Below are 12718 nucleotides of genomic sequence, written 5' to 3' on the forward strand. Positions count from 1 at the left end.
GGCGGGGACCCAGTGGATATCGGAACTATTTTGTCACTTCGCCTTCGGCGGCATGCACCCAGGGCGGAGCTTGTGGCGGGATGTGGGATCGCGCAATGGGCTTGCTACTGTGTAAAGATTTAATATACTGCGCGGGCAGGTAGCGGTAAGCGGAGGTCGGATGCCAGCAACGCAGTCGATACACAAGATGCCCCCCCAGTTTGTCGAGAGTCCGGATGGCGTCCGTCTCGCTGTCTATCAAAACGGCCAACCCGAAGGCCCGACCGTCGTATTGGTGCACGGCTTCCCTGATTCACATGTGTTGTGGGATGGTGTTGTTCCGCAGCTGGCCAGGCAGTTCCGAATTGTTCGTTACGACAACCGTGGTGTCGGCCAGTCCTCGGTACCTAAGCCCGTTTCGGCGTACACCATGACCCGGTTCGCCGACGATTTCGCTGCGGTGATCGGCGAGTTGAGTCCCGACCGGCCTGTGCACGTACTGGCCCATGACTGGGGTTCGGTGGGTGTGTGGGAGTACTTGAGCCGGCCCGGTGCCAGCGACCGGGTCGCTTCTTTCACATCGGTGTCCGGCCCCAGTCAGGACCAGCTGGTTTACTACATCCTGAGCGGTCTGCGCCGGCCCTGGCGCCCGCGTACCTTCGCGCGCGCGATCAGTCAGCTATCCAGGCTGACCTATATGGTGCTGTTTTCGATACCGGTGTTGGTGCCGATGGTTCTGTGGATCGCGCTGTCGAGTGCGATGATTCGGCGCACCATGGTCGACAACATTTCCACGGATCAGATCCACCACTCCGACACCCTGGCCAGGGATGCCGCACACTCGGTAAAAATCTATCCCGCCAACTACTTTAGAGCCTTCTTCGGCCGCCGACGCGGCAGGGGCGTCCCGGTAGTCGACGTGCCCGTGCAGCTGATCGTCAACACCATGGACCGATATGTGCGACCTTACGGGTACGACGCGACCGCGCGGTGGGTGCCCCAGCTGTGGCGACGCGACATCAAAGCTGGTCACTTTTCACCGATGTCGCATCCGCAGGTGATGGCCGAAGCGGTGCACGACCTAGCCGATCTGGTCGATGGCAAACAGCCGAGCCGTGCGCTATTGCGTGCGCAGGTAGGACGTCCTCGCGAAACGTTCGGCGACACCCTGGTGTCGGTTACCGGCGCTGGCAGTGGGATCGGCCGCGAGACTGCGTTCGCCTTAGCGCGCGGCGGCGCCGAGGTGGTTGTCAGCGATATCGACGAGGCCGCTGCCAAGGACACTGCAGCGCAGATCGTCGCGAGTGGCGGTGTCGCCTACGCCTATTCGCTCGATGTGTCCGACGCGGCAGCGGTCGAAACATTCGCCGAACAGGTCAGCGCTAAGCACGGCGTCCCCGATATTGTGGTTAACAATGCCGGCATCGGCCAGGCTGGTCGGTTCCTGGACACCCCTCCCGAGGAGTTCGATCGTGTGCTTGAGGTCAATCTAGGCGGCGTGGTGAACTGCTGTCGGGCATTCGGGCAACGCCTGGTGGAACGTGGTACAGGCGGGCACATCGTCAACGTGTCGTCGATGGCTGCCTACGCACCGCTGCAGTCGCTGAGCGCTTACTGCACTTCCAAGGCGGCGACCTACATGTTCTCTGATTGTTTGCGAGCCGAACTCGACGCCGCCGGGGTCGGGTTAACCACAATCTGCCCTGGTGTCATCGACACCAACATAATCCAATCCACTCGCATCGATGCACCGACAGCAAAACAAGGAAGAGTCGGAGATCGGCGCGGACAGCTGGACAAGATGTTCAGGTTGCGTCGCTACGGACCAGACAAGGTGGCTGACACGATCTTATCCGCGATCAAGAAGAACAAGCCGATCCGCCTGATCGCGCCTGAAGCCTACGCGCTTTATGGCATTTCCCGGGTGTTGCCGCAGGTGTTGCGCAATACCGCGCGGATACGAGTGATCTAGCTCAGCTTGCGGGAACAGTCAGAGGGGGCGCTTCGCGGTTAGGTCACTGGCCGGTGCTAGCTTCGGCTATATATCCAGCCATACGCCGACCACTGCAATAGCTCCGATGACGGCAGGGGACATACTCCACGCATGCCGGATCAACACGAATGGCTCGCATTGGATTATCTCGTTGGCACGAGAGATCGGCTGATCGATAATCGGCGTGTCGCTAGGTCTACTTGTCGGCACTCCAGGCTGAAGTGAGATCGATGTTGAGAGCGTTTCTGCAGGCAGAAACTGGCTGGTGCTGTTCGGCACCGATACCCGACACCAAGACCCCGATCATGCTGGTTACCAGCACCACGGCGCCTACTGTCAAGATCAGCCGCTGTACAGTCACAGTCGACCTTTCGCATGATTTTGATCGCTAGCAGGGTAGAGCCGCGGGACTATCCGGCTAAACCTGTCTGCTCTGAGCTCGCGCCCGGTTGATCTTCCCGCATCCCGCCAGCGTGATCGTCGGCGAAGCGGTTTATCCGTGGTTGGCGATATCCTCGAGCATTGCGAACATGGTTCGGGTTGGCACACCAGTGGCGCCTTTGGGCGTATACCCCCACGGGCTGTCGGTGTTGTATGCCGGGCCGGCTACATCTATGTGCGCCCAAGACACTCCGTCGGCGACGAATTCGCGGAGGAATACGCCAGCCACCAGCATGCCGGCGAAACGCTGCCCGCTGACATTGGCCAGGTCAGCGACTGTCGATTTCAAGTCATCCTTGAGTTCGTCGGGCAGCGGCATCGGCCAGCCGTTCTCGCCGACCTGTTGCGAGGTCTTAGCAACCCGGTCGCGGAACTGGTCGCTGCCCATCACCCCGGGTATGCGGGAGCCCAGCGCCACCATCTGCGCACCGGTCAGTGTGGATGTCTCGATCAGGTAGTCCGGGTTGTCTTCGCATGCACGAACAATGGCGTCGGCCAGTATGAGCCGGCCTTCAGCGTCGGTGTTAAGCACCTCGACTGTGATTCCGCCATACTGTGTTAGCACGTCGCCTGGCCGCTGCGCCGTTGCCGACGGCATGTTCTCAGCTATTGGTACGGTAGCGACTACGTCAATCGGCAGCTTCAGTTGTGCGGCCAGTGTTACGGTCGCGATGACCGCGGCGGCTCCAGCCATATCCGAGGTCATATGGTGCATCGACGCCGCTGGCTTGATCGAGATGCCGCCGGTGTCAAAGGTGATGCCCTTACCGACCAGGGCCACCTTCCTGGCCTTTTTGGGGTTCTTGGCCAGGTGTGACCCCTGATGAATCAGCCGCACCAGCCGTGGCGGTCGCGATGAACCTTGGCCGACCCCGATCAACCCGCCGTAGCCGGCCTTCTGCAACGCCTTATCGTCGAGCACTTCCACTTCAAGACCAGCTGATTCACCTAAAGTCTTTGCGCGCTTTGCAAATTCGTCGGGAAACAAATGGCTTGGGGGAGTGTTAACCAGGTCACGGGCGGTGGCAACTGCGGCTGCCACCGCGGCGCCGTGCGCGCTCTGTTTCTTCGCGTCTTTTGCACTAGCCAGCACCGTGATCTTGCGCAGCCTGTTGTCCTTCGGCGCGGTTTTGCGGCTGCGGAAGTCTGTAAACCGGTAGCTGCCTAGCATCAGCCCCTCAACGACGGCTGAGCAGATGCTGGCACCGGATTCCCCAGGCAACTCGGCCAGTGTGGTGATCACCACTTCCGCGCTGCCGAGTGACCGTGCCGCCACACCGGCGGCGCAACGGATTGTATCGGCGGGCCACTCTGACCGCGGTTTACCCAAGCTGACCGTTAACACGCTGTCTACCGGCAGCGACGGTGCTACTAACCGGTGCACCTGATTACTGTCACCTGTGGCGTTCAGTGCGCGCAGGCCGGCCTCGATTTCGGCGACTGCAGCTGCGGTTAGAAAAGGTTCGGCCGCAGCAACGACCGCGCCCGGCCGGTTTTCGGATTCACCGCTGTCGCTGGCTGAGACGACGGGTACGATCAATACCGAAGAACTGACATCGCGTTTTGGCAGTGACGCGGCAATGTGGACTGAAGGGCCTTGGTAACGCGGATCGGTGGTCACGGGCAATTACCCTAGTCACCGGGGCGGAGATTAGCTCGGCGTCTGCTCATTCAAGTCCGATCAACCTGGGCTGCCGTCGACCATAAAGTTCCATCCAGGTAGCTGATCAGCGCGCGGGGAGATGCCTGCGCGAGTCAGTAGTGGCGGTGGATTACGGTGGGATGCCGTGACCGATGCGCCAGAGCTGCTCAAGGGGCCGCTGGAAGACCGTCATCGCGAGCTGGGCGCGAGTTTTGCCGAGTTCGGTGGCTGGCTGATGCCGGTGTCGTATGCTGGCACCGTAAGCGAACACAGCGCGACCCGTAATGCCGTCGGTCTATTTGACGTCAGCCACCTTGGCAAGGTGTTAGTTCACGGGCTGGGTGCCGCGCAGTTCGTCAACTCCGTGCTCACCAATGACTTGGGCCGCATAGGGTCAGGCAAGGCGCAATATACGTTGTGCTGTTCGGAATTTGGCGGTGTTATCGATGACCTGATTGCCTACTACGTCGATGACGATGAGATTTTTTTGGTGTCCAACGCCGCCAATAACGCCGCGGTGGTCGACGTATTGCAGGCGGCAGCGCCGGCCGGCCTGACCATCACCAACCAGCATCGCTCCCACGCTGTGTTGGCGGTGCAGGGGCCTCGATCAACGGACGTGCTCGACGAGCTCGGTTTGTCAACTGGGATGGATTACATGGGCTACGCCGATACCTCCTATGCGGGAGTGCCAGTGCGCGTCTGTCGCACTGGGTACACTGGTGAGCAAGGCTACGAACTGCTGCCTCCCTGGGAATCCGCGGGTGTGGTGTTCGACGCGTTGGTCACCGCGGTGGTCGACGCGGGCGGGAAGCCGGCCGGCCTTGGCGCTCGTGACACATTGCGTACCGAGATGGGCTACCCGCTGCATGGGCACGAACTTTCGCTTGACATCTCGCCGCTGCAAGCTCGGTGCGGCTGGGCGATTGGCTGGCAGAAGGATGCGTTCTTTGGCCGGGATGCGTTGCTGGCCGAGAAGGCGGCGGGGCCTCGACGGCTGTTACGGGGTCTGCGAATGATGGGCCGGGGAGTTTTGCGGTCTGGGCTTACAGTGTGTGTCGGCGACACCCCGGTCGGGGTCACCACGTCGGGAACGTTCTCGCCGACGTTGCAAGTTGGTGTCGCGTTGGCGTTGATCGACAGCGAAGCCGCGGTGCAGGACGGTCAGCAGATTATCGTTGACGTTCGCGGCCGCGCTGTCGAGTGCGAAGTGGTGCGTCCGCCCTTCATCGAAGTGAAGACCCGCTAGCCGCTTTGCTTTAGCGCCGCAAAAACTCGCTCGCATGCACATATACAATCGGCACCATGACCAGCGGCTTCCTCGAGTTCACGGTGTCACGCTCGGCACATCCGGCGACCGATGCGGAACGTGAATCGATCCTGGCTGAGCCGGGCTTCGGAAAATATTACACCGACCACATGGTGTCGATCGACTACATCGATGGCCGGGGTTGGCACGATGCACGGGTCATTCCCTACGGCCCGATTCAGCTGGATCCGTCGGCGAGCGTGTTGCACTACGCGCAGGAAGTTTTTGAGGGACTCAAGGCTTACCGCTGGGCGGATGGGTCGATCGTGTCTTTTCGCCCTGATGTTCACGCGGCCAGGTTGCGTTCGTCGGCGCGGAGAATTGCGATTCCCGAACTGCCCGACGAGCTGTTCATTGACTCCCTGTGTCAGCTCATCGCTGTCGACAACGCTTGGGTGCATCGGGTCGGCGGCGAAGAGGCGCTTTATCTGCGGCCCTTCATCTTCGCGACCGAGCCGGGACTGGGGGTACGGCCAGCCAAGCAGTATCGGTACCTGTTGATCGCCTCGCCGGTCGAGGCGTATTTCAAAGGCGGCGGCAACTCTTTTACGGTCTGGGTGTCGATGGATTACGTGCGAGCTAGCCTGGGCGGCACCGGTACGGCCAAATTCGGCGGCAACTACGCAGCGTCACTGCTGGCTCAGGCCGAAGCCGCCGCCAACGGATGCGACCAGGTGGTGTGGCTAGACGCCGTCGAGCGCCGCTTCGTCGAGGAAATGGGCGGGATGAACATCTTCTTTGTGCTCGGCAGTGGCGGGTCGGCACGCCTGGTCACCCCGGAGCTGTCTGGCTCACTGCTGCCCGGGGTTACGCGCGCGTCATTGCTGCAGTTGGCTATTGATGCCGGATTCAGTGTCGAAGAACGTAAGATCGACATCGACGAGTGGCAAAAGAAAGCTGCTGCCGGCGAGATCACCGAGGTGTTTGCCTGCGGCACCGCCGCCTTCATTATCCCGGTCTCGCGGGTGAAGTATGGTGATGTCGAGTTTACCATCGCCGGCGGCGCACCGGGTGAGGTGACTATGGCGCTGCGCGACACGCTAACCGGAATCCAGCGTGGTACTTTTGCCGACACCCACGGCTGGATGGCCCGGCTGGGATAGCGGGTTCGGTGCCGGCTAAAACCTGACCAAGACGGTGAGCAGCTTAGCGCTTACTGTCGTGGCGCGTTCGATCGTGGCGCCCAGTATGTCACCGCTGATGCTGCCGAACTGGCGCACACAGTGCGGCAACTAGGGCCGCTCCGCGGCACGCCGCCACCAGCGTCGTGATGGGCCTCTGCCATGGTCGTGGGTCTGCCGGCAGCGAAATGACCGGCAGCACCCGGGGCCGGCTGGGTACCAGCGAACCGGACACCCAGAGCGCTCCCGTCGTAGCTGGTACCGACTGGTGACACGCGAACACTGCGGAGACCCGGCCAGTAAACACAGCCAGGACTATAGCCGCCGCGTTTAGCATTGAGAACGTCAGCCCCTGCACCGTTATTGCCAATACGACAACCGCTACTCAGAATGGCCCGGTCGACCCGTCGCGCATTACCATAATTTCACGCTGCAGCGGCTCGTAATCAGTCCAGCCCGTAAGCCGTATCGGCAACGGCGTCGATGTGCAAGCCGCGGGTCGCGATCAGCAGTGTCGCTACTGCGAGCAGTCCGGATAACGCGCTGGAAAGACCGAAAACAAATGCGCCACCCATAAGAGACGGCCGCGGCCAACGCACCCAACTCGGGGCCGACCACCAGCAAGGCAGTCATTAAGGCAGTCATTGCACCGCGACCCATCGGGCTATTCGTGGCCCTGGGGAGGGGAATCGCCGTTGCAAATGCGAAAGCTGTAGCGAGGGAGTGTTATCACGACGGTGGCGAGGTTGACGGACCGGCCACACCAGCCTCTGCGAAGGTCATCATTGACGACAACGCGGCCACCGCGGCGCGCAGCACCGTTAACGCTGCCGTAGCACCGGTTCCTTCGCCCAGCCGCATCCGCAGGTCCAGAATCGGGTCCAAGTCCAAAGCTGCCAAAGCCAGGGCATGACCCGGTTCGGTTGACCGGTGGCCGGCCTGCCACCACTGCCAGGCGCCCGGTGCCAGGCGCTCGGCGACCAGTGCGGCCGCCGTCACCACCATGCTGTCGAGTAGCAACGGGGTACGTCGTACCGCTGCTTGCGCACAGAAGCCTGCCATCGCGGCCAGGTCGGCGCCGCCGCAGCAGCGCAGTAACCCGACCGGGTCGGGCAACACCAGCCGTATCCGACACAGGGCATCGCGCACCGCAGCCGTTTTGCGTGCCCAACTGACGTCATCGATCCCGGTTCCGAAGCCCACTACGGCGACTGGTTCGGCGTTCGTCAAAGCCGCCACCAAAACCGCCGCTGCGGTGGTGTTTCCAATTCCGACGTCACCAGCGATCAGCAGGTCAGCGCCGCGGTCGACTTCCTCATCGGCAATGCGTTGACCGGCTATGATCGCGCGGGCAGTCTCTTCCTCTGTTAACGCGTCCTGGATCGCGATATCGCCACTGCCGCGTCGCACTTTATGGATGCCGATCTGCTGCGACAATGGGTCCGCGTCGACAGCCAAATCCACGACTCTTATCGTCGCGTCGGCGATACTCGCTAGTGCGTTGATTGCTGCCCCGCCGCGGTCGATGTTGGCTACCATCTGAGCGGTTACCTGCGGTGGGTACGCCGACACCCCGGACCGGGCGACACCGTGGTCACCGGCGAACACTACGATCCGAGCACGCTGGAACTGGCGTGGCGGACACCGACCTTGGCACGCCGCCACCCAGACCGACAAATCTTTGAGACGACCCAACGCGCCGTGTTGCTTGGTTAGGCTGTCTTGGTGAGCGCGGGCAGCTGCTGCGGCGCGGCCGTCGGGCGGCGACACTGGCGCGAACTCCATCAGGTTCTCGGCGCCTTGATCGATCCCGGCTGTCCGGCTTCCACTCGGGTCAACCCGATCGCCGTGCCGAGGACGGCTTTCAGGCGCGGTTTAACCAACACTGCTGCCGTGCTCGACTTGGGGCCGAGGTGCGCGTAGCCGGCGCATTTGGGATGCCCGACCGGCGGCGTAAAGGCCTAATTTCCACCAGCTTTCGGTGTTGGATGGAAACTTCGCATCGACCAGCTTGTTGATTTTGCGGCCCAAGATGATTCCATCGATAGCCATCACGGCCATCAGCACCAGCATCGCCGGAGACATGTACAGCTGCAGCTGCGGAACCCCGAACATGATGAATAGCAGAACTAGCGCTGACGGCGTGAACAGGCCGAGCGCGTTGCGCCGAGCATCCACGACGTCTCGGACATAGCGGCGTACCGGGCCCTGATCACGCTGCGGCAGATATGCCTCTTCGCCGGCCATCATGCGCTCCCGGCGGTCAGTAATCCGGGCCCGACTGGCGGCTCGCTCGGCCTTACGTTCCGCACGGTGGCACTTGGGGTGAGCCAGCGACTTGCGCCGAGTTCGCGCCTCGGAGGCAGTCATCGGCGCCGGCGTAATTGGCCCTTTTTTCGTGTGGCGTCGGTCGGCATCGTCACGCTTGCGAGTGGGTCGGCCCTTGGGAGCGGTCGTACTGTACCCGCGAGATGGCGTGTCCGGCGAACTAGCTTCTGAACCTACATTGTCGTCCGATGCCGTCGGTGCCTCGGTGCCCTGTTCGTAGCTCTTCTTACGGCCCAGAAGCTTCACAATCGCCAGGTTACTTCGCCGGCAGGTAAGGGTCCACTGGCATGTGCCTGTATTGTGCGTGCGTCTGTGTCACTGGGTTTCATATCTGTGTGTGGTGAACGACTACCCTGTGATTAACGGGCTCGATGGTCTCGCATTCTGATACCTATGACCATGCGCCAGGTCTGAATCCAGCTTCCTGCGGTGCGCGTGCTGGTGGCCCTGAATTCTATGGTGGCAGCCTGCTCGCGGTGCAAGCCGCCTATAGCCAGAATATCCCGACCGGCTGGACCCGGTCACGTCCGGGCGATCGGTTCCTCGTCGCCATTAAATAAATAATTATTCTACGGCGTCCCCGGTTTTGCCGAGGTGCTGGCCAGTCGTTGGGGGAGCTGCGGGGTTGCAGGTTTTTGGGCTGCTGGACGCTCGGTGGATGTTTGATGCCGGTTCGGTCATCGGGCCTGTACCTGAAGTGTGGTCTGACTCCGCTTGGCGGTCCGTCCACATCGGAGGCTGCGTTGTCGGCGTACAGCAGAGGGTAAGACAGCTCATCGCCGAGGCGCTGCGAGCCGGGGATTACATGGAAATATTGCTGTGGTTTTGGATGGTACGGCGTGCAGCGATGGCGGGCAAAGAAGGATTGCTGAGCTCGGCTGCCAGCTGCTCGACGTCGAACTGATCTCCGTTTCAGACTTCGAATATCCGCTGCTAGGACCGTGGGGTGCGTTCGGGGTGTTTGGGTCGTAGAAGGGCGCGGACACGACTACCGTCGCACAAGCTTGAAGGCCGCCTCGAGACGTGGGCGATCGAAATAGGAAGGTGCGGCCGAACGCGATGTTAGTGCCGAGCCGAGTGCAGGCGCTGGTGATGGTATCGGCACCGGGTTGCTTGTGCTGGGTGGTCGGTGCGATTCTAGTGCGGCAATCATCGCCGAACACGCCTACCTGGGCGACTATCTTGCCGCGGACGAGCTAAATTGTCACTGGTGAGGGTTGGTTCGACGAACAGTCCCTGCACGGAACGGTAGTTTGTTTGATCGCCGACGCAACCAATTTGCTGGGAATTCCGGTAATAGTGGTTGAGCAGATGTGCCTGGACAAGTCTGCATCGTGATTAGCCAGTATTATGACTCTTTGGTTGATTGTTGAACACGCTATTTAGGTGCGGCTAGCGCAAGCTGACTCGGCCAACCAGATTACGGGTTTAGCGTTTCTTGTCACGGAGCGACTCGAGAATAGCGGTATTGCAAGGTACCGTTAAGGCGATGGGTTGGCGAACCCGCCTGAATAATCACGCACGTAGGAGAAGAAATGACGGTGCAGAACGAGTCAAGCGCCAAGACCCACGGAGTGGTTCTGACCGATGTCGCTGCCACTAAGGCGAAGTCGCTGTTGGATCAAGAGGGACGTGACGACCTGGCGTTGCGTATCGCAGTTCAGCCGGGTGGGTGCGCAGGGCTGCGCTACAACCTTTTCTTCGACGACCGGACCCTGGATGGCGATCTCACTGCGGAGTTTGGTGGTGTGACCTTGACAGTGGATCGGATGAGTGCGCCCTACGTGGAAGGCGCGCTGATTGATTTCGTGGATACCATCGAAAAGCAGGGCTTCACCATCGACAATCCTAACGCCAGTGGCTCCTGCGCTTGCGGGGATTCGTTCAACTGACGAAACCCCAGGGGTCGGCTAGGTCGTAGCCGACTAGTGCGAGCCCGCGGTGCGCAGCATGTATGAGCACACCAGGACTTGGTTGCGCTGGTAAAGCAACTGTGCGATGCCTTGTAGTTGCCCGCGACTCGGACCTCCTGTGGCAGGCGATGCCCGCATGGTGAATAGCACTTGGGCCTGGTACTGTGACCAGTACACGATTTGGTCGATCGAGGTTAGCTCGACCTGGGAGAACTGCTTGCGGAACGCGTCGCTGCTCAGTTGTGCCAGCGCTTGGTCGGGCCCCTGGTCGCGGACGGCATCGTACAGACCGCACAGCGAGTTGCGGGCTATGATGTTGACGTTGCGCTGTTCGAGGGCTTTCAGATACTCTTGAATCGCCGTTTTAGCCGTTGCCTCGGAGAATGTGTCTCCGATTTTAGATCCGTTAGTGCGAACCCCGTAAATGATTACCGCAGTCATCGCGGCGACCAGCGCGGTAGCCACCAGCACGCTGATGATCAGTCGCTTCGACCGTTGCCTCGGGTATGACAACGGCGGTGGCAGCATCCTGGGATAGGCGGGTGTTGCGTCGTCTACTTGGATGGAGGACTGGGTGGTTGCGAAGGCGGCGTTTGCATAAGGTGACGGTTTGTCGGTGCCGACAGTAGGATTCGGCGTATGCGGACCGGCCATCGTGGTTCTCCTGCGGTGGTGGATGGGGCGACGAGCAGTTGCCGCTCCACATTGGCGTTTGGGGCAACCAGACGAGCTCTCTAGGCAGGCTAGCGCAACACCTGCCCGCAGTCGCGGATGCATCGAGGCGATCCGCAACGTTTGTACCTGCGGGTAGGTGAAACGACTTGATGAACGAAGGGTGAGATCTGGTGACGATCGCTGTAACCGGTTCGATTGCGACTGACCATCTGATGCGGTTTCCGGGCAGATTCTCCGAGCAATTGCTCGTCGACAATTTGCACAAGGTCTCGCTCAGCTTTCTGGTCGACGAACTGGTGATTCATCGTGGCGGTGTGGCCGGAAACATGGCCTACGCTATCGGCGTGCTGTGCGGTGATGTCGCACTGATCGGTGCAGTCGGCGAGGACTTCGCCGACTATCGCGATTGGCTGCAAAATCACGGAGTCAACTGCGACTGCGTGCTGATCTCCAAGACCGCGCACACAGCCCGTTTCGTCTGCACCACCGACTTGGACATGGCCCAGATCGGATCGTTCTATACCGGCGCCATGTCGGAGGCCCGCAACATCAAGCTTGCCGACGCGATCGCGACCATCGGCACGCCGGAGTTGGTGATCATCGGGGCCAATGACCCGGCCGCCATGTTGGGGCACACCCAGGAGTGCCGCAAACTCGGGCTAGCCTTCGCCGCTGACCCATCCCAGCAGTTGGCACGGCTATCTGGCGAGGAAATCCGCAATCTCATCGACGGCGCCACCTACTTGTTCACCAACGATTACGAATGGGACCTGCTACTATCTAAAACTGGCTGGTCTGAGGCTGACGTTATGGCGCAGATTCAACTGCGGGTGACAACGCTGGGCGCCAAGGGTGTGGACCTGGTAAAATGCGACGGCACTCGTGTGCATGTCAGTGTGGTGCCTGAGACAAGCCAGGTTGATCCAACCGGCGTTGGTGACGCGTTTAGAGCCGGTTTCCTGACTGGACGTAGCGCCGGTCTGAGCCTGGAGCGTTCGGCCCAGCTGGGCTCGCTGGTCGCGGTATTGGCGCTGGAGTCAACCGGCACCCAACAGTGGAGTTGGGACCGCGACATTGCGGCGACTCGGCTAGCCGGCGCTTATGGGGAGGAAGCTGCTGCCGAAATCACCGCTGTACTCTCCTAGCATACCAGCCCGACCAGATGAGCTATTATAGTGGTCGGAACTAGTTTAGGGTGCCGGGAACTCGCTATCCGCAGGTCCAGCTGCTCGGTGTTGTCGCCTTGAATTATTAATATATATTAATATATTGCCTTCATCGCATGGCTGTATCCGTGCATCCGGCTTAACGGTGGCC

10 protein-coding genes and 2 pseudogenes are annotated in these 12718 nt (G+C 60.9%); 6 read left to right on the forward strand and 6 right to left on the reverse strand.

What is annotated here, in order from left to right; translation table 11 throughout:
- Positions 1 to 160 precede the first annotated feature (160 nt).
- Positions 161 to 1951 carry an SDR family oxidoreductase gene (locus MLPF_RS06095; protein ID WP_045842749.1) on the forward strand — a complete coding sequence of 597 codons (1791 nt, stop codon included), beginning with the start codon at positions 161 to 163 and terminating at the stop codon, positions 1949 to 1951.
- Positions 1952 to 2168: 217 nt separating this feature from the next.
- On the opposite strand, the gene MLPF_RS06100 is transcribed toward MLPF_RS06095, so the two are convergent.
- Together MLPF_RS06100 and MLPF_RS06105 are read right to left on the reverse strand one after the other, a co-directional pair.
- Positions 2169 to 2333, reverse strand: a complete 165-nt coding sequence (locus MLPF_RS06100) for a hypothetical protein (RefSeq protein WP_156147010.1) — start codon at positions 2331 to 2333, stop codon at positions 2169 to 2171.
- Positions 2334 to 2465: 132 nt separating this feature from the next.
- On the reverse strand, positions 2466 to 4034 hold the full coding sequence (locus MLPF_RS06105; RefSeq protein ID WP_045842750.1) for a leucyl aminopeptidase: 1569 nt from the start codon (positions 4032 to 4034) through the stop codon (positions 2466 to 2468).
- Positions 4035 to 4200: 166 nt separating this feature from the next.
- On the opposite strand from MLPF_RS06105, the gene gcvT reads away from it, so the two are divergent.
- Both gcvT and MLPF_RS06115 read left to right on the forward strand, forming a co-directional pair.
- Positions 4201 to 5304, forward strand: a complete 1104-nt coding sequence (gene gcvT, locus MLPF_RS06110) for a glycine cleavage system aminomethyltransferase GcvT (protein ID WP_045842757.1) — start codon at positions 4201 to 4203, stop codon at positions 5302 to 5304.
- Positions 5305 to 5360: 56 nt separating this feature from the next.
- A complete protein-coding gene (locus MLPF_RS06115; protein ID WP_045842751.1) occupies positions 5361 to 6467 on the forward strand; it encodes a branched-chain amino acid aminotransferase in 1107 nt (368 codons plus the stop codon).
- 15 nt (positions 6468 to 6482) lie between these two features.
- On the opposite strand, the pseudogene MLPF_RS06120 reads toward MLPF_RS06115, so the two are convergent.
- From MLPF_RS06120 to MLPF_RS06130, 3 genes and pseudogenes are all read right to left on the reverse strand, one after another.
- Positions 6483 to 7175, reverse strand: a pseudogene (locus MLPF_RS06120) (adenosylcobinamide-GDP ribazoletransferase).
- A 39-nt stretch (positions 7176 to 7214) separates the two neighbouring features.
- A complete protein-coding gene (cobT, locus tag MLPF_RS06125) occupies positions 7215 to 8273 on the reverse strand; it encodes a nicotinate-nucleotide--dimethylbenzimidazole phosphoribosyltransferase (RefSeq protein WP_162196893.1) in 1059 nt (352 codons plus the stop codon).
- 87 nt (positions 8274 to 8360) lie between these two features.
- Positions 8361 to 9059 (reverse strand): DUF3043 domain-containing protein, encoded by a 699-nt coding sequence (locus MLPF_RS06130; RefSeq protein WP_045842753.1) that lies wholly within the window; start codon positions 9057 to 9059, stop codon positions 8361 to 8363.
- 125 nt (positions 9060 to 9184) lie between these two features.
- Between MLPF_RS06130 and MLPF_RS06135 the strand changes: the two are divergent.
- A pseudogene (locus tag MLPF_RS06135) lies at positions 9185 to 10298 on the forward strand (glycerate kinase).
- 50 nt (positions 10299 to 10348) lie between these two features.
- Positions 10349 to 10705: a HesB/IscA family protein gene (locus tag MLPF_RS06140; RefSeq protein ID WP_045842754.1), complete on the forward strand. Its 357-nt coding sequence runs from the start codon at positions 10349 to 10351 to the stop codon at positions 10703 to 10705.
- Positions 10706 to 10738: 33 nt separating this feature from the next.
- Here MLPF_RS06140 and MLPF_RS06145 read toward each other — a convergent pair whose 3' ends face one another.
- A complete protein-coding gene (locus MLPF_RS06145) occupies positions 10739 to 11380 on the reverse strand; it encodes an Rv0361 family membrane protein (RefSeq protein WP_045842755.1) in 642 nt (213 codons plus the stop codon).
- A gap of 191 nt (positions 11381 to 11571) precedes the next feature.
- On the opposite strand from MLPF_RS06145, the gene MLPF_RS06150 reads away from it, so the two are divergent.
- The gene (locus tag MLPF_RS06150) at positions 11572 to 12546 is read left to right on the forward strand and encodes a carbohydrate kinase family protein (protein ID WP_045842756.1); all 975 of its coding nucleotides are present in this window, start codon (positions 11572 to 11574) and stop codon (positions 12544 to 12546) included.
- Positions 12547 to 12718 lie beyond the last annotated feature (172 nt).

This window comes from Mycobacterium lepromatosis, assembly GCF_000975265.2.
Classification (GTDB): domain Bacteria; phylum Actinomycetota; class Actinomycetes; order Mycobacteriales; family Mycobacteriaceae; genus Mycobacterium; species Mycobacterium lepromatosis.

Coding starts and splice junctions, on each gene's coding strand:
- MLPF_RS06145 (WP_045842755.1), bottom strand. CDS start 11,380: ATGGCCGGTCCGCATACGCCGAATCCTACTGTCGGCACCGACAAACCG.
- MLPF_RS06115 (WP_045842751.1), top strand. CDS start 5,361: ATGACCAGCGGCTTCCTCGAGTTCACGGTGTCACGCTCGGCACATCCG.
- MLPF_RS06095 (WP_045842749.1), top strand. CDS start 161: ATGCCAGCAACGCAGTCGATACACAAGATGCCCCCCCAGTTTGTCGAG.
- MLPF_RS06140 (WP_045842754.1), top strand. CDS start 10,349: ATGACGGTGCAGAACGAGTCAAGCGCCAAGACCCACGGAGTGGTTCTG.